This is a genomic window from Treponema sp. OMZ 906, from assembly GCF_024181185.1.
In the GTDB taxonomy this organism is placed as follows: Bacteria; Spirochaetota; Spirochaetia; order Treponematales; family Treponemataceae; genus Treponema.
In genome coordinates, this window is sequence record NZ_CP051196.1 from 1,667,784 (window position 1) to 1,689,684 (window position 21,901).

Genomic DNA, 21,901 nt, shown 5'->3' on the forward strand with positions numbered 1-21,901 from the left:
TCGCACTGTATGTTCTATAAGGTGGTTGCAGTCGGCTTTAATACCCTTTGTTACGACGCAAGCGTCGGGGTATTAAACCCTCCGCACGAATAATCACAACGTTTAAATATCTTTAGGGTATCTTTAAAAACTTAATTTGCTTTCGGATACCGCTATTTATTTAGTGTAATCTTTTTTTATAGATTACGCAAGGTAAAATATCAAGAGTGTCAGGAGATAAAAAAAGGGCAACCGTACTCCATACCGGATTTTTAATACGGTCACCCTTCACACGAATAAATACTATCCGTTTTGAGCTTTTACCGAATCCGCTCTAACCCAGCCTTTTTTTTGCTTGTTTTGGATATAGAGCCATTCAACGCCACTCTCGGAATCTCCATCCTGTTTAATATATTTGCGGGTGGCAGTGGCCGATGTTCCTGCTTTCAGCATATTTACCGTTCTTGCAGAATCTTCATCGGGAATACTTAACAGATTGATATCTTCAATAGCCGTAACCTTTTCACTGATTTTTTCAACTGTAAGCTCTTTCATAAAATTCTCTTCTTTTATCATAATTTCAGAAAGTGACTGTAAAACCGCAATGGTATCGCTATAGGGAGAACCCAGTTCAATTGCATTCTGAAACAGCTCCGTCCGGATGGTATCGTTTTTGGATTCCATCGCAACCTGAGCGAGGATCATAGCCGAAACACTCATTTCATCCATTTCTACCGCATCCCGTTTTACATATTTGTCTTTAATACTCCATGAACTAACCAGTTCAGGATTATACGCTGCAATTTTAATAAATTTACTGTCCGGCTTTTCAAGGCTGTCTTTATATACCGCAACAATAGCATAACGAGGAATGAATTCGTCGGTCATAGCCGCAAGGGATTCCGATTTATACAGCACGACGTCTTGTCCCGAAATAAAGGCCGCTACGGTATCGGGTTCATAAGAATATTCTTGTATCCAATAGCGCTGCCCGTTAAGCTCGACATGAAAAAATGTCCGCTTTTGTCCGTCGGTTCTTACAGCTTCTTTCTTTTCTCCCAAATAGAGCGCTTTATCACCCAGTGAAGCCTCAGCAGTCCACTTCATTTTTCCTTCGTCGTTTTCCGCATAAAGCCCCGCATTGTTCACATAAACGACTCCGCTAATATCCATAGCATTCCCCATACCGGACGCAGACTCTTGTTTTGCATCCATATGGTCGACTTTTTGTACTTCATCGACCGGACTATTCTCATTATTCGTGCTTTGCCTTCCATTTTTTGCACATGATACAATCTGTATAATCCCAAATACGGCAAACAGAACTATCTTATTTAATCTTTTCATTTTATATGCTCCTTGCAGCTATTATTATTTGATAGTAACAAAGTGTCAATATTGCACACACAGGTATATGCTTGAAAAAAAAATGATTTTGTGCTTTTATAGGCACATGCGCGGACGCACCGTCTTTTTATATATTTATCTTATTATTGTTTTTACCGTGCTTGTTGCGGGTTCGGCAATGCTAGGCTATCTTTTGGCAGAAACAGCAGCCGTAAAGCAAAGCGAACAATTCACCGCTTTTAATCCCGATTTACCGACCCGAATACTTGATATACGAGGAGACTTAATCACTGAATTCTCGTCCAATGAAAAACGGGAGATTATTAAATTCGAGCAGATACCCCCCGCATTGATTAATGCACTGCTCGTCCGTGAAGACCGCAGCTTCTATCGACACCGAGGCTTTACTTTAAAAGCTATTTTTCGTGCCGTTATCGGAAAGCTCACCCATAGAACACTCGGCGGCGGAAGTACCATCACGCAGCAAATCGCAGGGCTTCTATACTGCGACCGCACCGATATGAGTATTTCGCGAAAGATAAAAGAACTATGGTGGGCGATTCAAATGGAACGCCGGTATTCAAAAGACGAAATTCTTGAACTTTATTTGAACAAAGTATATTTTGGCGGTGGAACCTACGGTGTTAGCGCCGCATGTCGTTTTTATTTCGGCCACTCTGTAGCGGAAATTACCCCTGCAGAAGCAGCGATACTGGTTATTCAACTGTCAAGCCCCGCTAAATATAATCCCTTTGAATACCCGAACGTTGTACAGGAACGCCAGAGCTATGTTCTTGATGAGATGGTGCGCCTCGGCTATCTTACAAAAGAGGAAAGAGACGAGTCCTACGATGAGTATTGGGCTCACTTTGACTATACCCGCACTGCTTCGTCTGCATGGTTTAATCGTGAAGACAAAGCCCGCTGGTTTTCCGAATATGTACGCCGCCAGCTTGAAACGATGATGTACGGTACGATGGATTTTTATTCTGACGGCTATATCGTACATACCACTTGCGACCTGCGTCACCAAGCAGCAGCAGAAAAAGAGATGGGTGACTATATCCGCATTGCAAACACCCGGGTAAAGAATACCCGATCGCACCGCTTTGCTCAGAGCGAACTATACAGCAATATCACTGCGCTGGTTTCACTCGCCTTTAATATTCCGGCACTCCATATCGACTCCGAACGAGTTCAAGCAAAAACACTCTCCTACTACCGCAGCGATTTGAATCCTATTGTGGATATGGCGGCAATGCTCTTCGGCTTAAACAACCTCAAAATTACCGGCACAAAAAGCACCGCAAAGGTGCAAGATGAGCTTGCAAGGAAGACGGTTGAAGGAACGCTCATCTGTTTGGAAAATAATACAGGCTACATTACAGCGCTCGTTGGAGGAAGTAGATTCGATGAATCAAACCAAATGATACGAGCGACACAAGGGCGTGTTCAGCCGGGGAGTTCCTTTAAGCCGCTTCTGTATTCCGCAGCTTTCGACACCAAATTAATTACACCGGCAACAGTGCTGGAGGATACGCCGCAAGTATTTCAAAATCAAAGCGGTGTCCCATATATTCCGAACAACTATGCAGGGCATTGGCAGGGCACGGTTCTCGCATGGCGAGCACTGGCAAGATCGCTGAATATTCCTGCGATTAAGGTACTTGATACAATCGGCTTCGATGCGGCAATCACTCGATCCGCTGCTCTGCTCGGCATCACCGATCAGGACGAAATAGACCGTACATTCCCACGAGTATATCCGCTCGCTCTCGGCGTTATCAGCGTTGCTCCCATTCAGATGGCAAAAGCGTTTGCCATCTTTGGAAACCAAGGACGGCGGGTTGACCCCATTGCCATCCGTACCGTAGAAAACCGTAATGGTACAATCGTGATGGATCCCGAACGGGATTTGCGGCTGGAACAGCGGCGGCGGGGAACTGCAATGCAGGTTATCAGCCCTCAAAATGCCTATCTTATGACATCGGTACTACAAAAAACAATTACCGCAGGAACACTTATGACTGCTTCCGGTAGCGGGTCAAAATTTCGCTTTAAGGACAAAAAGAGCGGTAAGTATTTTTCCATGCCTATTGCAGGTAAAACCGGTACAACTCAAAACTGGTCGGATGCATGGGCGATCGGTTATTCTCCGTATTATACCGCCGCTGTTTGGTTCGGGTATGACAAGGGAGGGCAATCACTGGGACTCGACAATACAGGCGCAATGCTCGCAGGACCTCCGTGGGCGAACTTTATGAAAGCGATCCATGAAGATATGCCGTATCGAGATTTTATTCGACCCGAAACAGGATTAACCACTGTGTCGGTTTGTTCAAAATCAGGAATGCTGCAAACACCTTACTGTAACGAGGGGACGGTATCGCTCTACTTTTTATCCGGTACGGAACCGACAGAGGCTTGTACCTATCATGAAGCCAACAATGTACTGTTGGAAATTGCAAAAGACCGTCTGCGCAAAAGCAATTACAGTACAGGACAAACACCGGTCGACATTATTAAAACGGATGTACTTATTGACCCACGCATTTTTGAAGATCCTGAACCAAGCAAACATAGACGGACAGGGAATGCTTCCTCTTATACAACAGATCCATTTATAACCGATGAACTTACAGTGCCTTCCGACTCCGGCAACGTTTTGGAACCCGACCCGTTATTACATTCGGGTGAAGATAATTCTTCAACAGAGCCGCCGGTGCTTACTCCACAGCAAGAGCAAAATACACAAAATCCCGGAATTCAGCCCGGGCAGACTTCGGGACAATCAGGAGTGAATAATACAATACAACCACCGATTCCTCAAACGCATCCAGATTCGGGAACCATCGACGAAGGAACTCCGGTACCGTCTTTTCCACCTATAGAATCTGAACCGTCCGGTAGCGAATCCGAAACACAGGAACAGAACAACGGCACGATACAAGGTGAAGGCATCAACCCGTGGTTGTAACAGGGTATCCTATAAAAGTACTGTTAGATTTTTAAGATGTCTCAGCAGTGTTATGCCAAGAGCCTTAGACCCTACGCAAACACATATCAGGGGGAAACATGACTGAAGAACCGTATATCCGCCCAACATGGGACGAATACTTTATGGAAGTGTGCCGTGCAATTGCAAAACGTGCGACCTGCGATCGAGGCAGATCCGGTTGCGTTATTGCGCGGGATAACCAGCTCTTGGTTACCGGCTATGTGGGCGCTCCTCGCGGGTTACCCCATTGCGATGACGTAGGGCATCAATTTAAAAAGGTGCAGCATGAAGACGGTTCCATCAGTCAACACTGTGTCCGTACCGTTCATGCAGAGCAGAATGCCATTTGCCAAGCGGCAAAACGGGGTATCAGTATCGACGGCGCAACGCTCTACTGCAAAATGACTCCCTGCCGCACATGCGCGATGCTGATTATCAATTGCGGTATAAAACGAGTTATTGCCGAAAAACGATACCATGACAGTGCCGATTCAATCCAGATGTTTAAACAGGCAGGAGTTGAGCTTGAGCACCTGAGTGATAATGTCGAAGAATATCAAGGCCAATAGCACTTTTGAAAATAGCGCATCTATGAGGGAAAAAACTATGGCTGATATGTTGGTGAACTTGCTCCGGCTGCCTCCGGCAGAAGGGCTTTATGCGGAATTGCAGCGTAAATACGATGTGCATATCCGGCGCGCGATGACGCCCGATAAGTTCCGAATCGTTGAATGGGTAAAAGAACATTCTACTTTAAGCGCAGCAGGCGAATGCGATACCTGCTTTTCCCGCATACCGGTGAGCTGCTTTATCGCTACCCGCGGGCAGAACATACTCGGATATGCATGCTATAACGCAACCGCGCCCGACTTTTTCGGCCCTACAAAGGTATTGGAAGATGAACAGGGGAAAGGAATCGGCAAAGCACTGTTGCTCGCATCGCTCCATGCCTTACGCAACGAAGGGTATGCCTATGCCATTATCGGAGGAGTCGGCCCCGAAGTCTTCTATCAAAAAACCGTCGGCGCTGTATTGATTGACGGCTCTACGCCCGGTATTTACAAAGACTTTCTGCCGAAACTCTAGGCCGTGGATCCTGTGTTTTTATCCCAAAGGTTAGCGATGGGAGCTGCGCCGAAGGCGTTCCGGAACGAAAGGGTATAACATTTATTTTTCTGCGTAAATGAGGCTGCTTTGGATATAGGTTTTTATTGCCAAGCCGTGTCCCCATTTCTTTGCGTATTCGTCTGAAACGTCTTTTGAACGTATGATTATGTTGATAAAGCCGATTTTTTCAAAGGTGTCTTTTATCTGCTCCGCAGACCAAGCTCCCCCCACTCACGTTTTTACCATATCGGGATCAGAGATCCATTCGTGCGGCAAAGCAGCCTTTAAAGTGATGTCGGAAATCGCGACTCTTCCGCCTTTGCGAAGACAGCGGTAAAGCTCTGAATACACTCCATATTTATCCGTTGACAAATTTATCACGCAATTACTCATGATGAGATCGAGGGAACTATCGGAAAGCGGAATATGTTCAATTTCGCCAAGTATAAATTCGCAATTGGTAAACCCGTTTTTTACGGCGATTTCCGAAGCGCGGCTGATCATAGTTTTTGAGCTGTCAAGCCCGAAAACTTTTCCGTTTTTACCGACAGCTTTTGACGCTATAAAGCAGTCAAGTCCTCTTCCGCATCCTAAGTCAAGGATGGTTTCGTTTAAGCGGGGCTTGGCAGCTTCTTGCGGATTTCCACAGCCGAGTCCGAGGTCGGCCTCTTTCGGAATGCCGACCAAATCTTGTGCGGCATAGCCTATCGAAGTCGTTATCTTTTCAGCCTCACCATGTACGGAAAGGCTTCCCTGTGCCAGATTTTCGTAATGCTCTTTGACGGCTTCTTTCACCGCATTCTTATCGTAACTCATTCAAATGATTATATCCTCGCTTGCTCTTTTAGACTATACCGTTCCATGTGAACTGTTTACAATGAGGCATCTCCTAAAACGCTTAAGTGTGTTGCGGTTCTTTACTCAAACAACTCGGCAAGTTCTTCATTGCTCATCTTGCCGATCCACGATTCGCCGCCGCTCAAGGTCATCTGAGAAATATGCCGCTTCTTTTGAATCATCTCGTCGATTTTTTCTTCAAAGGTACCGGCGCAGATAAAACGGGACACAAACACGGTGTTGTGCTGCCCGATTCGGAATGCGCGGTCGGTCGCCTGATCTTCTATCGCAGGGTTGTACCAGAGGTCAAAGTGGATAACGCGGGTCGCGGCGGTAAGGTTTAAGCCGGTACCGCCCGCCTTGAGCGAAATAAGAAAGATGCGCTGTGCCGGATCGGTTTGGAACGATTCGACTGCAGCCTTCCGTGCGGTAAGCGGCATCTGTCCGTGCAAGAGGAGCGGCTCATCTCCGAATTGCTCCTGTATCAGCTTCCGCAGTAAAAAGAGTGTTTGCGTATATTGGCTGAAAATCAAGGTCTTTTCACCGGCGTCCAATATTTCGCCGAGCAGCTGCATCAGCGCGGCGGTTTTTCCGGAAAGCGCCGTATCGGTCTGAAAGCTTTCGTCATAGACATGGGGATGGTTGCACACCTGCTTTAAGGCGGTCAGCAGTTTAAGCACCAGCGCGTTCCGCTTAATCCCGTCTTCGGTTTTCAATACGCTTTTCAGCTGCGTTTCAACAAGGCTTTCGTACAGCGCAATTTGCTCCGGCGTCAGGCGGCAGTATTGCGGCGTAATCACTTTTTCCGGTAAGTCGGAAATAACGGCAGGGTCGGTTTTAAGGCGGCGGAGTAAAAACGGCGCGGTAATCTTTTGAAAGGACTCCGCAGTCTCCGCATCGCCGTGCAGCTCGATGGGTATGCGCCATTTTTTACGGAAGGTTTCCGCAGAGCCGAGATAGCCCGGGATGATAAAATCGAACAAGGCGCGCATATCCTCAAGGCTGTTTTCAACCGGCGTACCGGTCATCGCGATGCGGGACTGTGCCTGCACAAGCCTGAGCGCTTGGGCGTTTTTGGTCTGCGTATTTTTAACCGCCTGCGCTTCGTCGATAATCAGACAGTCAAAGGTCTTTTCGGAAAGTTTTTTTACATCCCGCTGGAGGGTCTGATACGTCGTAATATGAATGTCAGACTTTGCGGAAAATCGCCGCCCCTGTCCGTGCAAGATTGTACAACGCAGCGACGGCGCAAAGGTGTGCAGCTCATGTTCCCAGTTCGGTAAAAGACTCGCCGGAGCCGCGATAAGGATGCCGCTATGCTTAAAGCCCTGTTCTTTCAATTTGAGAATGAGGGCGATAACTTGCAGCGTTTTGCCGAGCCCCATATCATCCCCCAACAGACAGCCGAAACCGCTTTTAATGGTAGAATAGAGCCACTGAAAACCTTTTTCCTGATACGGCCGGAGCGTCGCCTGCAATGTGCGAGGTACTGCGACATCCGTTTCCCGAAAGAGCGAATAGGAAAACGGCGCGCCGTCCGCCATTACGGTATCTCCGGTCAGCGTCCCTTGAATAACCTCGTTGATGTCGGGTCTTTCGTGCTGCATTGTTTCGAGAAGGCGCGCCGTGTGTTCGGGATCGACAAGGATGTAGCGGTCGTTGAATTTCACCAAACCGCTACTCTGCTTCATCAATGCGCGGAATTTCTTGGCGCTGATGACGGTATCGCCGAGCATAATGCTGCGGTCATAGTCCATCAGGTTGTCAAGGCTGAGGTACGACTGTACGGCGCCGGCTCCCTTTTGCCGTTTCAGCTGGAACACCGCCCGCGGCTTCAGCGCCCGCTGCAGTGTCTTAGGCAGCACGACCTCTATCCCAAAACGGGAGAGGAGCGGCGCCGCCGTCCGTAAAAACACCGCCGTCTCTTCCTGCGTAAGCGGAACCGACTTTTGCCCAATCATCTCTGTTAATTTCGGCAGATATGCGGAAAGCGCAATCGCGAACTCCACCGTTTTGCTTTCCAGCTGTACGGAGTCGGCGATGCGGGAAAACGGTACAAACCGGTTGTTCGTTTCTTCGCTGTGGCACACCTCGGCGGAAATCTGAAAGTCGGATTTTTTCGCTTCCTCTAAAATGAGCCGGAAACGGAGGCTGTTGCTGTCGTAGTAGAGCGCGGCAAGCCAGCGGGTAATCGATGCAGGAAGGCGGCGCATACCCGGCGCCTTCGTATTGATAGTCGCGCCTTGGAAAAAGAGAGCTGCAATTTCTTGTTCCGCTTGGCGGATACCGGCGGGCATAAAACCGGTAGTATGTACATATTCGGTGAGGAACGCCGTCAGCAGCAGTTCGGCGCAGTACCGCCTGCCCCAGCTCTTAACTTGCGGAAAAAATGCTTCGGTAATAAAGGAAGCGCAGCGGTCGATTGCAGCGGAAACAGCCTGCGCCGAGGTCAGCGGCTTCCAAAATATTGCCAGTTTCCGCGTTACCGACTCGAGGTATACCGTCGGCAGCAGCGCAGATTCGGCGATGAGCCGCTCTCCGAGTGTCAGTACCGTATATGCCGCCTTCATACCGTCAGGAGAATCCGCGGCAGGCGTAACGCCGCGCAGGAGGTGAAGCGCTTGCACGAGTGTCAGCGCCGCCTCCGTACCGTTCGGAAGCCGCACGCGGAGCTGCAACGCCGCTTCTTTCTGCAAGGGAAAAGCCGGAACGCCTGCCGTTTTTTGCTTCGGCAGTTTTGCCGTATCGAGCCGAACCTGCGTGTACAAAAGGCGGCTTGAACCGCACAGCGTTGCCGCCGAGGCGCAGTCCGTACCGGATTTCATTAAAACGGCAATCCGCTGTTCAAGCGTCAACTCGAATTCTTTGTTCTGCCGGACAATCAGTTTATGGTACAGCTCTTTAAAGGCTGCAACCAAGTCATCATCATAGAAGGGTGCAAACGGCGGAAGCAGCGCGGAAATCAGCGGTAAAAACGATTCTTCAAGCGGAAAGTGGGGAAGTTCCGCCGGTACGTCCTGTGCAGGCTCATCCGCACGGCGCAGGGATAACGGCACCGGATGTTCGTATTCAGGGTCTGACGGCACTGCAAGGGGCGATGCTTTAGCCGCCGTACCCGCCGCGCCGGATTGCCTCGCTTTCCTTTGCACTCCGGCGGTTGTGGCATTACCAGTTGCCGGTGCAGTATTATCCGCCGGTACAACACCCATTGCGGAATCTGCTGCAGTATCATCCACTGGTGATGCACCCTGCTCCGATACGGCGGTTAGAGCCGGGTCGGCGGACATATCCCCTGCGGCGGGCAATATCTTTTCCCGCAGTTCGGCGAGGTCGATTCCCGCAAGCTGAAAGAGGAGCCGCGGATCGTGGTCGATTTCTTTCGCCAGAATATACAGCACCGCGGCGATGTGTTTACACAGGGAGGCGGAGTCGGGACAGGAGCAATCGCTTTCGATAAGGCTCCAGCGGCGGGGAATAAACCGTATATCCTTTGCCTCAAAGAGCGTTACAAGGCGTTCCGTCATCGTACCGTTTCCCAACGCGATAAAGTCGGCGGGATGCTGTGTTAAGATTTTTTCCAATTTTTTTCGATTCGGTTCGGAAATACGGGGAAAGGTGAGCGAAATATAGTACCACGGGTCATAATGTCCCGCGACACGGGCAGCAACTTTATTGCCGGTAATCACAAGGGAATCTACCTTACCGGTATTCGCGTAACTTTTCCCCCGCGACACCCGCCCCTCGCCGTCATAACTTTCGAGCATCCGTAAAAACCATGCGCCCCACGGCGTTGTTCCGTACTTACTGCGTGCCATGGGTTGATTTTATCGGATTTTAAGCGAATAAGCCAGCTGTAAAAGCAATTCACAATTATGAATTTTATTCGTGCGAGGGTTTAATACCCGCCGTTTCTCGGCAACGCTCTGCGTCGGGGGTATGTTGATTCAGTTAGACCGGCGTATCATTCTGCAAAACCGAACAATACGCCGTGTATTCGCGGAACGTCCGGTTTTATTCCAACGGAGCAAAATAGCCGGTTTCATCTCGGCCCGAACGAGTTAAAAGTCGTACCTCAACTTCGACGGGCAAATAGGCACGGCCGAAGTCGGTTGGCAATGTAGAGGTGTAACTCAGCTGATATGAACCTACCGGTTTTGCAATTAAGTCTTCAATAATCGGAGAAAGCCCCTGTTCGGCATAAATATACGTGCTCATTCCGCCTGTCTTTGTACAAAGATACGCCAACTCAGGTGGCAATGTCCGCGGTTTTAGATTAACCGCATAAAACCGGATACCGTTGTTAGTTATATACGAGGCAAGATCATTTAAGCTGTACTGCCTAAAGCTGTCGGAACCGATATCTTCAAACGATAAGAACACGATAGCCCGCTTCGGAGCCGCATTAATAAGCTCTCCGCTTGCCAACCGCAGCGCAAGATCACAGTTCCATACGGGCGACCACGCCGCCTTTAATTTAAGCGGCTGCGATAAAAGCGCTTCGGGAGAAAACTTACCTTCCAGCACCGGCAATTGAGACGCCGACACAAGAGAAATTTTTCCTTTCCCTTGCATTGCCTCGGCAAGCTCTTTTACAACCGTCTTAACAAGCTCAAATTCCTTTTCCGACTGAGGAGAGCGCTCGATTACAACGGCAATATCACATCCGGTATTGAGGTAGGCGGCGCCTTTTAACGTAAAGTCATTAACCTGTCGATTTGATTCGGTCAGGAAAAAATTATTTTCCGTTAAGCCGACCAGCGGCTGCCCCATCCGGTTTTCTACGCGGACATCGACGGTTACCGTCGGAAACTTATCGGCATAGACACGGTCAAAGCGGACAAACAAGCCGCCGGCCAATTCGTTGATATGAGAAAAGACTTGAATATTTCCGTTTTTATAATCGGCTAACAAAAGGCTGCCGTTGACATCGGGAATTGCCGCGGTTACACGGGCGGGCGCATTCCCTAAACTCGCAACGGTATACAAACTTGCTAAGCCGATATCGACCAAGTACACCTTATTGGCGCAGGACACCAGCAGATTGTTTTTCCATACCCGCATCGACTCCGCCTGTACGACACTTCCGTCCGGCAGCAGCGTTCTAATATAGTTTCCTGCCGTATCAAACACATAGATAGAACCTTTTACCGAATCCGCAACATAGACCAAATCGTCTAAGATTGCGATACCTGCCGGAGCGGTAAAGCCCGGGAATATGCCGCTGCGCTGCCCGAAGGTAAAAAGCCCTTCTCCGTCCGGAGAAAACACCACGACGCGGGCGTTGCCGAAATCCGTTACAAAAATATTTCCGTAAGAATCGTGCGCTAAAAACTGAGGGCCGATGCACTGTCCGTCTCCCCTGCCCTTCGTACCGAACGACTTAATGAATTTTCCGTCTTTGGTAAGCAGTGAAAGCCGATCGGCAGCAAATTCTGAGATAAGGAGATTTCCGTTTTTGAGCGGTAAAATATCGAAAGGACGGTCAAATCCTTGCAGCGGGCCGCTCGTCCGGTCGAGTATAATTCCGTTAATATCGAAGTGCACCAATTCGTTGGAACCGTAGGCAACCACCCAGAAACTGCCGTCCCCCATTGCCGCAACTGAAAGCGGCTGTTTAAAAAAGACTTCCGATCCATGTTTGGATTCAAACACGGCGGTTTCCACATAGCGTACCGATTCCGCAAAATCGGGCTGAGAACTGCGTCGTTCTTTCACAACCTCTATTTTATTTTTTAAAAGCTGCCCGCCGTATCCTGAGGCAGACGCCGCCGACCATTGCTCAAGTGCTGCCCCCTCTATACCGGAACGGTAATAGGCTTGTCCGAGCCAATCCAAGATGAGCGGATCGCCGGGGATATGCGTGAGAGCTTTTTCAAATAGCAGGATAGCCTCATTAAATGTCCCGCGATAATATGCCTGCACGCCGCGGCGGAATTCTTCAAATCCGTGATCCCTATCGGCGGAGCTCAATCGGGGTTGGAGGCTGTTGGTTTGCGCAGTCAGCGCCATACCGCCGCACAATAAAAGCAGCATTAAACCGGCTGTTTGCAATAGTCTCTTTATACGCATGATATTTATCCTTTTTTTAAGGTTACCCATTCATAATACGCTGCAAGTGGCGTTTAATTATTATATTATCGGGAAGTTGTTCATTCGCCCGTTGGATATATGATCGAGCTTCGGTATCAAAACCCATCTTGTAATATGTCCATGCCAGCGAATCCAAATAAGCGGGATTATCGGGCTGCGCATCAAGCGCTTTTTTACACAGGATTAAGGCGCGAGTTAAATCTTTTTCGGTATCGGCAAGGATATAGCCGAGTCCGTTAAGCGCGGTCGGATTATCAGGATCGAGCTCCAACGCTTTTTCATAAAGACTCAAAGACTTGTCTACTTTATCCTGCTCATACGCCAAATACGCCATCGAAGTATGCACCTGCGGAGAATCGTACCCTGCATCCAGAAGTTTTGAAAGCTCGAATTCCGCAAGACGAGCACGCCCCGTTTTTGCATAAATAAAGGCTAAAATAAGTCTGCATTGATATACACGGGCGATATCGGTTCCGGCAGTGATAATCTGTTCCAAATAGACAAGCGCATTGTCATATTGTAAAAGGCTCGCATAACAGAGGCCGATATAATACGCCAAATCAAAATTGAGCTCAACATCTTTAGAAGATATCTTTAAAAATGCGGTAAGCGCTTCTTCATATCGATTTTCCCGATACAACTGTATGCCTTCTTTAAGAACCGTATCCATTTCGTTTCTCCATCATAGTATACGAACCCCGCCGGAAGGTTTAACTTTATAATACAAAGGCTTAAAACCGAAAATTCGTTCATAATCACCCAATTTTTCAATATAGGTTTGGATATCGTTCGCCCTCAGGATACTGTATGTACATCCGCCGAATCCCCGTCCCGTCAGACGCGAACACACAATGTCGTTCATATCGGGTGCGACAAACTCCATCGCCCGTTTAACAAGCCAATCCAATTCGGGGCAAGAAATCTCAAAGCGGTCGCGTAAGCTTTCTTGAGAGCGCGTTACAATACGCGAGAACACAACCCAATCGTTTTTCTTTAAGGCGCTGATAGCGTCATCGACACTTATCGACTCACGGATAATATAGAGTACCCGCCGACGCACCGATTCCGGGATGGCAAGCTCTTCAAGATCGCTTTCGGCAAGCTTACTAAAATCATTGGGAATATCAGGCATCTTTTTAACCCGCTCGTAGGCCTCCATACATTCTTGGATTCTGTGATTCAGTTCCTCGCGCGCCAACAGACGGGGAACCCGCGAATCCGTTAAAATAATCCGATAGTTATTGATGGGGAACGGATAAATATCGGCTGTCTTCCGCCGATGATTTGTCCGTATACAGTGTCCCGCCTTGGCATATAACGCGCACAGAATATCCGCGCGGTGAGGATAGGTTTTAAGATGCTGCACATTTGCATTTTCTAGAATATCTACGAGATCAGCCTTCGTAAGCCGCGGCGCAAATACCTTCCGCAATGCCATCGCCGTTGCAACCTTAAGCGCATTCGGCGTACCGAGCCCTGCATCCGCCGGTATTTCGGAAAGAATGGTAAAATTGAGCCCTGTCATCTCAATCCCTTGATCCATAAACGAAAGAATAACAGCCTTTATCGAATTTGCCCAACGATCCTCTTTACGATACCGAAGGTTGGCGGCTGCAACTTTTTTCCGCTCTTTGAGCGATAAAGAAAGAAAGCGATAATTGGCGTCTTTTCTTTTTGAAACGCAAAGATACAGATAATGATCGATCGCCATCGAAAGCGTATTGCCCTGTGCAAACCATGTATGTTCACCTAAAAGGTGGAAGCGCCCGGGAACCGCAACGGTTACTTCCGGCTCGTCTCCATATTCGTCTACATGAAACGGTAGAATCTTCTGCATACTCTCTATAATATCCCTTATATTGAAACAATTCAAGAAAAATGATTAAATTACCTCAAAATTATGTCGGTTATTTCATCTTTTCTAGCGGTTTTATGCTCTGCGGTGCTGCTTTCACTCGGGATACCGAATGAATACCTGTATTTTGGGTCGGCTTTCTTCGGCGTTATTGCACTGATACCGTTATATACCGCCTTTTGCCGCTGCCCTGCACGACGACGCACTGCATTGATGTTCGGCGCAATGATAGCCCTTGTCCACCTGTGTTCAAGCTTTTGGCTGGCATATTTCGAAAATTTTGCAATTTTTACGCTCGGCGCCTCTACCGCCGCCTATTTGTTCCTCGGCTTCCTTTTCGGGCATTGGTTTTATTATGCAATGAAGCTGCCGTTAGGACTACGCCCATTCGCCTTTGCCGGTTTGTGGACACTCTGGGAATGGTTTAAAGGCAGCGGCTTTGTCGCATATCCCTGGGGTAGCCTTTCGATGACGACATTATCGCTGCGTCCGCTCATTCAAATAGCCGATATTACCGGCGTATGGGGAATTACCTTCCTTGTTGCATTGATTTCCGCGCTCCTTGCAGAAATAATCAGGGCAACGGCAAAATTAACCACCGGTTTTTCCAAGCCGCACGGCAGACCGTTGCTACGGCCGCTGGCATTTACGGCTGCGTTGTTAATACTGATCAACGGGTACGGACTTTTCCGCATATATCAAAAAAGGACGCCACAGCAAAACCTCCATCTTGTGTTAGTGCAGCAGAACACCGACCCGTGGGGCTACGGCCTCGATCTGTTTTTTGATAACCTGTATGACACCCAAAAACTTACCGAAAAGGCAATTAGCGAATCTCCGGTTAAACCCGATCTTATCGTATGGAACGAAAGCAGCCTTGCATACGGCTACGACCAATTTCAAGATTATTATAGGCGGCTTCCCTTTAAAGAGTCCTTCACCGATTTTTTGCAGCGGATGGATATACCGATTCTAACGGGTTCTCCGCTTTTACAGGATGCCGAAAGAGAAAAATATTCGAATGCCGTCTATCTTATTGCGCCTGACGGAACGGTGCTCGACACTTATTCAAAGATACAGCTGATCTGCTTTGCGGAATACATTCCCTTTATTGACCATCCGTTTGTGCAGCGTTTTTTTGACTCACTAGTCGGTTTTTCATCAGGATGGGCGCCGGGAACGGAATATAAAGCGATGGCATTCACCGCGCAAAACGGAAATGATATCCGGTTCGCCGCTCCCATCTGTTTTGAAGATGCCTTTCCGACGCTTTGCGCCGATTTGCATAATCAAAAAAGCAATATCCTGATTAACCTAACGAACGATTCATGGTCAAAAACGGCGAGCGCGGAATACCAGCATTTTGCCGTCGCCTATTTCCGTGCAATTGAACTGCGAACGCCGCTTGTCCGCTCTACCAACGGCGGCTTTACCTGCGTTGTTGATCCTGCCGGAAACGTTACCGCGAGCCTTCCGCTCTTTACTGCGGATGCATTGAGCGTTTCCGTACCGATCTATCCGTACCGCCGGACTTTTTATGCACAATGGAAGGACTGGCTGCCCGCGCTTTTTTTAGCGATTGCGCTTATCTCCGCTGCAGCATACCGGTTTAGCCCCGCGTTTTGTAAAAAAGCGGTGGTGTATATGGAACATCCGCTCGCACGGCTCTCCCGCGCCGCACGAAAAAAGCGACAACAAAAACGGCTCTGGAAAAAGGTATGGTTTAGAAAACGGCGGAAATCGGACGCATTATAGGCTTTTCACTCCTGCATTTTCTCTAAGCCACTGACAAATTTAATGGAGATTCATTTTCTGAACTTATCGACCGCACAAACTTTCGATATACAGAAAGCCCCTATCGAAAAACGGCAAAAACTGATAAACTGATCACAATTGATAAGAGTCCGCATTTTCAAAAATAGTAATATCGGATACAAAAGTTTTTATGGGAGATATAATCATGAATACACCAAACCAAAATCCCGCACGGGAGATACCCTTTTTTAGGCCGTCGTTCGACCGCAGGGAAGAAGAAGCGGCAATCCGCGTGCTGCACTCAGGCTGGTTGACGACCGGCAAGGAAACGCTCGCCTTTGAAAAAGAGTTTGCCGATATGGTACATAGCCCGTACGCACTTGCAGTTAATTCCGCGTCAAACGGATTGATGCTCGCAATGGAAGCCTTCGGAATCGGCAAGGGAACCAAAATACTCACCAGCCCGTACACTTTTGTATCGACTGCAACCAGCGCCTTGCACCTCGGCGGAGAAGCGATCTATGCGGATATCGAAGCGGACTCCTACAGTATCGATCCTGAAAAAATCGAAGATAAACTCAAGCAGGATAAAAGCATTAAGGCGATTGTGCCTATCCATATCGCAGGGAACCTCTGCAATATGAAGGCGATTAACAGCCTCGCCAAGAAATACAACGTCGCGGTTATCGAGGATGCAGCTCATGCCTTTCCTGCAAAAACAGCGGACGGCTACGGCGGCACCTTCGGCGATGCGGGCGTGTTCTCTTTTTATGCCACCAAAACCATCACCACCGGAGAAGGCGGTATGATCTGCGTCCGCAATCCCGAAGCGGCGGAACGCATTAAGCTGATGCGCTCCCACGGTATCAACCGCACAATATGGGATCGCTACACCGACAAACACGCCAGCTGGCAATACGATGTCGTTGCGGAAGGCTATAAATGCAACCTGCCGGATATTTTATCGGCAATCGGCAGAGTACAACTGCAAAAGGCGGAAGAGTTTTACCGGAAACGGAAGCTCATCGCCGAACGCTTTACCCACGCCTTTGAACCGCTCGACTTTTTTCAAGTTCCGCCGGACGGAGACGGCAATGCGTGGCACCTCTACCTCCTCCGCATCGTACCGGAAATGCTTTCCGTCGGCAGGGATGACTTTGCCCGCGCGCTGCAGGAACGGGGACTCGGTATTTCAGTCCACTTTATCCCCCACTTTGAACTGACCTTCTTGAAAGAGCGGTACGGGCTGCGCGCACAGGACTTCCCCAATGCCGCGGCGCACTATGCGCAGAGCATCAGCCTTCCGTTCTGGCCGGATATGACCGATGAGGATGTGCAGTATGTCATCGATACGGTAATCGATACCGCAAAGAAGTTCCGCAAATAGGAACCGACTTTTGAGATATCCCCACAGTTTTCAAAAAGCAGGAATTTGACAGGAAGTTTGATATGATAGAACAATTTGTTTCGGATATGAGCTTTGAGGGGCAGCAGTATGCGGTGATTGTCCGTGCTCCCGTACCGTCGGGAATTGTTTCCGCCGTGCATCTGCCGCCCTTACCCGAAGGCTATGCCTTTTACGGAGCAGCGCAGCTGCCTGCTCAAAAAACGATCGACATATTCGAACATTCGCTTCCTCTTTTTGCAGCGGACGAGATAAACTATAAAGGACAAGCAGTCGGAATCCTCACCGGTGATAATGAGGCGGCGCTTGAGGCACTGCGGAAGGATGTCACAATAGAACTGGAGCCGATACCCGAAGACAGCTTTGAAGCAGGGCGGCCGCATACGCTGTTCGACTATCCTATCGTTGCACGGGAGGTGCGTACTGCCGGAGATATTGATTCAATCTTTGAAACAGCCGCTTCAACCGTATTCTCATCGCTCAAAATAGCTTCGCAGTATGCAGCCCGTTCGGAACCGTTTTCCGCCGTTACGGTGTTCCGCGAGGACGGACTTGACATCTATGTGCCTACCCAGTGGCCGTTTCATGTCCGTACTGCGGTAGCAAAAGCGACCGGGCTTGCGGAAGAAACTGTTGTCGTGCACCCAACCCAAACCGGCGAAACATTCAATGAGCTTTTATGGTTTCCGTCCCTCCTCGCCTGTCAGTGCGCCGTTGCAGCGGTGCTGCAGCGGAAAACCGTTTCGCTCAACCTGTCAGCGGAAGAGAGCAGAGCAGCCGCACCTAAAACGCCGGAGATGATTATCGAACATCAATCGGCGCTGTCCGATACTCATTCGATTGCCGCAATGCAGATTTCGATTATTGTCAACGCCGGCGCCTGCTGTCCGCTTATCGGCAACATACTCAAGCAAATGGCCGCCGCTGCATTAGGGCCGTACACCGTACCGAACTACCGGATCGAGGTGCGGGCATCAAAAACGACGGGAGGTCTTATCGATATTCTCGAAGGATGGGGCGACTACTACGTGTCAAACGCACTGGAAAACCACATCAACAAAATTATTCAGGATTACAATCTCTCTCCGGCAGAATGGCGCATACAAAATATGTCGGACAATTACGGCGCCGTTTTTTCAAGCCTCTTCGAACTTTTGACCGGCAAAAGCGATTTTATCTGTAAATATGCCGCGTATAATGTTTTTAACCGAGGCAAAACGGATAAACGGGACGGGCGGTGGCGCGGTATCGGATTGGCAGCAGGCTTCCAATACAGTGGATGCGCCGCAGACTTCACGTATACGGCAGAACTGACACTGGACGTTCACAATCGGCTTTTTATTAAGGCGGAACCGGCAGAGGACAATGTAAAAAGAGTCATCAGGAAGCTGGCTGCCAAAAAACTGAACATTACCGAATCCGATATTACCTTTGCCGGTCTTACGACTGCAGATATGAACGAGTCCGGACCCGCAACTGCCGACAACACCGCCGGTATCGTTCTTCCCCTCGTTGAGCAATGCCTGCACGATTTACAGGAGCAGCGATTCCGCAATCCGCTGCCGATCAGTATTTCGAGAAGTACCCGCACCCCGCCCCCGGATGCCTCACAACCTAACACCTCGCAAGCCGATGTTTCACAGTCCGATGTTCCGCCGCTCGATACTCCGCAGCCAAATGTTTCATCGATAGAAAATAAAACAGAAAATAAAACCGGCAAAAATAGTGTTCCGTTTATAGCCAAAACGCCCGCTGCCTGTATTATCGAACTTGAACTGGATACGGTTTGCTATGAAATACAAATCCGGAAAGTGTGGTTCGCATGTCATCCCGGAAAAATCTATGAAAAAAAGCAGGTTCTCAACTATCTGCGTAAAAATATTGCCGCGGCATTATCACGTACCGCAAAGGAAGCGCTCCCCCAGTCGGAAGCCGAGGATACTCCCCTCCCCTATTCGGAATATCGGATGATACTGCCGACTGAAATGCCACCTCTTTCCGTGGATATTCCAGAACGGGGAAATTCGATGAGTGCTTTCGATTCATGTGCGCTGAATATACTGCCCGCTGCCTATCTTGCGGCGTTAAACCAAATACTGCTGCGTGTTCCGACGCGGATAGATACGCTGCCGATCCGCACTGAACGCTTATTTAAAGCGTTAACGGGGAAAAAATAATATGAGAATACGATTTAATCTGAATAACCAAGCGGTAGAGATTGAAACCGATGCCGATGAGCGATTGTCAGACGTGCTGAGGCGGGATTTCGGCCTGCTCAGCGTGAAGAAAAGCTGTATGCAGGAGACCTACAATTCCTGCACGGTGCTCTTAAACGATCATGCGGTGCCGTCCTGTATAATTCCCATCTTTGCCGTAGCGGGGCAGAATATTATTACATTTGAAGCCTTTAGCACTACGCAGGAATATAAAGATATTACCACCGCGTTTGAAAAAGAAGGCATTACGCTGTGCGGTTTTTGCTCTGCGGGTACCCTTTTAACCGCTCACAGTATTGTGCAAAAACACTGGAACCCCACCGACGAACAAATACGCGATGCCTATATCGGAACCGTGTGCCGGTGTACCGATATTGTTTCGATCACCGCAGCGTTAAAACAGGTATGCAGATCAAGGAGGAGCAAGCGGCATGAAAAATAATTATATCGTCAATACCGCAAAAAGCATGGCAGAGCTGTATACGCTGATGCAGAACAATACCGACATTACCCCGCTTGCCGGCACCACGGGATTGCTCAAAGATTGCCATACCGACCGTTTCCTCTTGCCGGAATCGATTTTATTCCTAAAGAATCTTCCCGAACTTGAAACCATCGCCAAACGGGAACGCTTCATAGACTTCGGCGCTGCCGCAACCCTCAATACCATTTTAGAACTGGGAGAAAAAAACGTACCGCAAATTCTCTATCAGGCGATTTCCCTCGCGGCCAATCCCGGTGTCCGTTCACTTGCAACCATCGGCGGAAACATCGCGCAAGCGCCCATGCAAAATTCCTGCCTTATCCCGTTAGTCGCGCTCGATACCAAAATCGAAATACGGACACGGAAGGAAACATTTTGGATGCCGCTGATTCAGTATTGCGACGAAAGCAGCACTGTACTGCGCCAGAGCCCGCATATTATCCTCCGTGTGCGCGTCCCGTTTGAAGAATGGACTATTTCATATTATAAGCGGCTTGGACCGATCGGTCATATTACTGCCGATACCGCCTCTTTTGTATTTATGGCTCGCACACAGAAAAATCTGCTTTCCGATGTTAAACTGCTGTTCGGCAGCACTCAGCTGATAAAGAGTAAAGAGTTTGAAAACCTTTTAACCGGAAAGGGACTCCCCATCGACCGGCGCAGCGTCGGCGCATTGATGAAAGAAACCGAAGAGATTTTCAGCGACACCTTTTCCGCCGCGGAGATATCCGAGTTCCAAAAAGCGTGTTTTTTCAACTTGATTGAAGAGAGTATCTACTTACTGACCAATTAAGCGTACATTGTATCAGAGTTGCTTCTCATGCTAGTATCAACATTATGTTACGGCATACAATACTTTTTATATTACTACTATCCGCCTACACCGCTACAGCAACGAATACACACATACAAGGCCGTATTCCTTCTCCGCTGTACGGTATAACGCTTGATGATGTTTCAGAGCATTCTATCACAGCTATCATAGATGCAATTAAAGCACTACCGGTAAAACCGACAGCACGTATTGTTATTGATGCTGACAAAAAGCCGGCTAATTTTGTTTCACTTCTCGCCGGTATTCACGAAGTCGCGTATATTATGCTTTGCCCATGCGATTCGTATGATATGGCTTTTTATAAAACAGCCGAATCCTATAAGGCGCGTTTTGCCGAATGTGTGGCATATCTCACGCCGTACGTAGATATTTGGGAAATCGGAAATGAAGTCAACGGAGAAGGATGGTTGGGCGATTCGGAGAAATTGATTGCCGAGAAGGTTTATACGGCGTGGAAATACATACATCAGCAAGGTTTTGCAACGGCACTTACCGCATATATGGCTGATCCGGATTCTCAAAGTATAGCAATGGAGGACTGGCTTTTAAACTATATTCCTCCTGATATGCGGAATACACTTGATTATGTATTAGTCAGTTACTATGACGATGATAATAACGGTAAGCATGAAGAATGGCAGAATATGTTCAAAAATCTGTATAATATGTTTCCTAATTCTTTGCTTGGATTCGGTGAATGCGGGTTTGCAAAACCACACAACGCAGGAAAAACCTTCAATGCCCAGGCAGATAGATATTATCGTATGCTCCCCTATAACCACCGCTATATCGGCGGCTATTTTTGGTGGTATTGGCAGGAAGACTGTATTCCTCATAAACAAAATTCGCGTTGGAACAAAATAGCCGATAATTTTTTGTGGATGAAAGAACATTACCGCTAAACAAGACAATACAAAAAGGGCACCGTTAAAAACTTCCGTTTATTAACGGTGCCCAAAACTTTTTACCAAAACTTTTATTTTACATATT

General features: G+C 48.4%; 16 protein-coding genes. 9 read left to right on the forward strand and 7 right to left on the reverse strand.

Annotated features, from left to right (window positions below; all coding sequences use genetic code 11):
* Positions 1-282 precede the first annotated feature (282 nt).
* On the reverse strand, positions 283-1,326 hold the full coding sequence (locus tag E4N69_RS07475; protein WP_253823437.1) for a hypothetical protein: 1,044 nt from the start codon (positions 1,324-1,326) through the stop codon (positions 283-285).
* 106 nt (positions 1,327-1,432) lie between these two features.
* On the opposite strand from E4N69_RS07475, the gene E4N69_RS07480 reads away from it, so the two are divergent.
* The 3 genes from E4N69_RS07480 to E4N69_RS07490 all read left to right on the forward strand — a co-directional run bounded on the left by E4N69_RS07480 (position 1,433) and on the right by E4N69_RS07490 (position 5,410).
* A complete protein-coding gene (locus E4N69_RS07480; protein WP_253824893.1) occupies positions 1,433-4,303 on the forward strand; it encodes a penicillin-binding protein 1A in 2,871 nt (956 codons plus the stop codon).
* Between the two features lie 98 nt (positions 4,304-4,401).
* On the forward strand, positions 4,402-4,893 hold the full coding sequence (locus E4N69_RS07485; RefSeq protein WP_253823438.1) for a deoxycytidylate deaminase: 492 nt from the start codon (positions 4,402-4,404) through the stop codon (positions 4,891-4,893).
* 37 nt (positions 4,894-4,930) lie between these two features.
* Positions 4,931-5,410 carry a GNAT family N-acetyltransferase gene (locus E4N69_RS07490; RefSeq protein ID WP_253713941.1) on the forward strand — a complete coding sequence of 160 codons (480 nt, stop codon included), beginning with the start codon at positions 4,931-4,933 and terminating at the stop codon, positions 5,408-5,410.
* Positions 5,411-5,491: 81 nt separating this feature from the next.
* On the opposite strand, the gene E4N69_RS07495 is transcribed toward E4N69_RS07490, so the two are convergent.
* The 6 genes from E4N69_RS07495 to E4N69_RS07520 form a co-directional block, all read right to left on the reverse strand.
* Positions 5,492-5,662, reverse strand: coding sequence for a hypothetical protein (locus E4N69_RS07495; RefSeq protein WP_006188064.1), 171 nt, complete (start codon positions 5,660-5,662; stop codon positions 5,492-5,494).
* On the reverse strand, positions 5,663-6,247 hold the full coding sequence (locus E4N69_RS07500) for a methyltransferase domain-containing protein (RefSeq protein ID WP_006188063.1): 585 nt from the start codon (positions 6,245-6,247) through the stop codon (positions 5,663-5,665). It lies immediately after the preceding gene.
* A gap of 101 nt (positions 6,248-6,348) precedes the next feature.
* A complete protein-coding gene (locus E4N69_RS07505; protein WP_253823439.1) occupies positions 6,349-10,083 on the reverse strand; it encodes an SNF2-related protein in 3,735 nt (1,244 codons plus the stop codon).
* Positions 10,084-10,279: 196 nt separating this feature from the next.
* Positions 10,280-12,337: a hypothetical protein gene (locus E4N69_RS07510; protein WP_253823440.1), complete on the reverse strand. Its 2,058-nt coding sequence runs from the start codon at positions 12,335-12,337 to the stop codon at positions 10,280-10,282.
* A gap of 22 nt (positions 12,338-12,359) precedes the next feature.
* The gene (locus E4N69_RS07515) at positions 12,360-13,028 is read right to left on the reverse strand and encodes a tetratricopeptide repeat protein (RefSeq protein WP_162663722.1); all 669 of its coding nucleotides are present in this window, start codon (positions 13,026-13,028) and stop codon (positions 12,360-12,362) included.
* 12 nt (positions 13,029-13,040) lie between these two features.
* Entirely contained in the window at positions 13,041-14,195 is a 1,155-nt protein-coding gene (locus tag E4N69_RS07520; protein WP_162663723.1) for a galactokinase, read from the reverse strand.
* A gap of 63 nt (positions 14,196-14,258) precedes the next feature.
* On the opposite strand from E4N69_RS07520, the gene lnt reads away from it, so the two are divergent.
* From lnt to E4N69_RS07550, 6 genes are all read left to right on the forward strand, one after another.
* Entirely contained in the window at positions 14,259-15,968 is a 1,710-nt protein-coding gene (gene lnt, locus E4N69_RS07525) for an apolipoprotein N-acyltransferase (protein ID WP_162663724.1), read from the forward strand.
* A 205-nt stretch (positions 15,969-16,173) separates the two neighbouring features.
* Positions 16,174-17,355, forward strand: coding sequence for a DegT/DnrJ/EryC1/StrS aminotransferase family protein (locus E4N69_RS07530; RefSeq protein WP_162663725.1), 1,182 nt, complete (start codon positions 16,174-16,176; stop codon positions 17,353-17,355).
* 62 nt (positions 17,356-17,417) lie between these two features.
* Positions 17,418-19,550: a molybdopterin cofactor-binding domain-containing protein gene (locus E4N69_RS07535; protein WP_253823441.1), complete on the forward strand. Its 2,133-nt coding sequence runs from the start codon at positions 17,418-17,420 to the stop codon at positions 19,548-19,550.
* 1 nt (position 19,551) lies between these two features.
* The gene (locus tag E4N69_RS07540; RefSeq protein ID WP_253823442.1) at positions 19,552-20,031 is read left to right on the forward strand and encodes a (2Fe-2S)-binding protein; all 480 of its coding nucleotides are present in this window, start codon (positions 19,552-19,554) and stop codon (positions 20,029-20,031) included.
* Positions 20,021-20,869 carry an FAD binding domain-containing protein gene (locus tag E4N69_RS07545; RefSeq protein WP_253823443.1) on the forward strand — a complete coding sequence of 283 codons (849 nt, stop codon included), beginning with the start codon at positions 20,021-20,023 and terminating at the stop codon, positions 20,867-20,869. Before E4N69_RS07540 ends, E4N69_RS07545 begins: the two co-directional genes overlap by 11 nt.
* A 44-nt stretch (positions 20,870-20,913) precedes the next feature.
* On the forward strand, positions 20,914-21,813 hold the full coding sequence (locus E4N69_RS07550; protein ID WP_253823444.1) for a hypothetical protein: 900 nt from the start codon (positions 20,914-20,916) through the stop codon (positions 21,811-21,813).
* Positions 21,814-21,901: the final 88 nt, after the last annotated feature.

What these genes read in the sequence shown, in the direction of transcription:
- E4N69_RS07475 (WP_253823437.1), bottom strand. Translation starts at nt 1,326, where the DNA reads ATGAAAAGATTAAATAAGATAGTTCTGTTTGCCGTATTTGGGATTATA.
- E4N69_RS07480 (WP_253824893.1), top strand. Translation starts at nt 1,433, where the DNA reads ATGCGCGGACGCACCGTCTTTTTATATATTTATCTTATTATTGTTTTT.
- E4N69_RS07485 (WP_253823438.1), top strand. Translation starts at nt 4,402, where the DNA reads ATGACTGAAGAACCGTATATCCGCCCAACATGGGACGAATACTTTATG.
- E4N69_RS07490 (WP_253713941.1), top strand. Translation starts at nt 4,931, where the DNA reads ATGGCTGATATGTTGGTGAACTTGCTCCGGCTGCCTCCGGCAGAAGGG.
- E4N69_RS07500 (WP_006188063.1), bottom strand. Translation starts at nt 6,247, where the DNA reads ATGAGTTACGATAAGAATGCGGTGAAAGAAGCCGTCAAAGAGCATTAC.
- E4N69_RS07505 (WP_253823439.1), bottom strand. Translation starts at nt 10,083, where the DNA reads ATGGCACGCAGTAAGTACGGAACAACGCCGTGGGGCGCATGGTTTTTA.
- E4N69_RS07510 (WP_253823440.1), bottom strand. Translation starts at nt 12,337, where the DNA reads ATGCGTATAAAGAGACTATTGCAAACAGCCGGTTTAATGCTGCTTTTA.
- E4N69_RS07515 (WP_162663722.1), bottom strand. Translation starts at nt 13,028, where the DNA reads ATGGATACGGTTCTTAAAGAAGGCATACAGTTGTATCGGGAAAATCGA.
- E4N69_RS07520 (WP_162663723.1), bottom strand. Translation starts at nt 14,195, where the DNA reads ATGCAGAAGATTCTACCGTTTCATGTAGACGAATATGGAGACGAGCCG.
- lnt (WP_162663724.1), top strand. Translation starts at nt 14,259, where the DNA reads ATGTCGGTTATTTCATCTTTTCTAGCGGTTTTATGCTCTGCGGTGCTG.
- E4N69_RS07530 (WP_162663725.1), top strand. Translation starts at nt 16,174, where the DNA reads ATGAATACACCAAACCAAAATCCCGCACGGGAGATACCCTTTTTTAGG.
- E4N69_RS07535 (WP_253823441.1), top strand. Translation starts at nt 17,418, where the DNA reads ATGATAGAACAATTTGTTTCGGATATGAGCTTTGAGGGGCAGCAGTAT.
- E4N69_RS07540 (WP_253823442.1), top strand. Translation starts at nt 19,552, where the DNA reads ATGAGAATACGATTTAATCTGAATAACCAAGCGGTAGAGATTGAAACC.
- E4N69_RS07545 (WP_253823443.1), top strand. Translation starts at nt 20,021, where the DNA reads ATGAAAAATAATTATATCGTCAATACCGCAAAAAGCATGGCAGAGCTG.
- E4N69_RS07550 (WP_253823444.1), top strand. Translation starts at nt 20,914, where the DNA reads ATGTTACGGCATACAATACTTTTTATATTACTACTATCCGCCTACACC.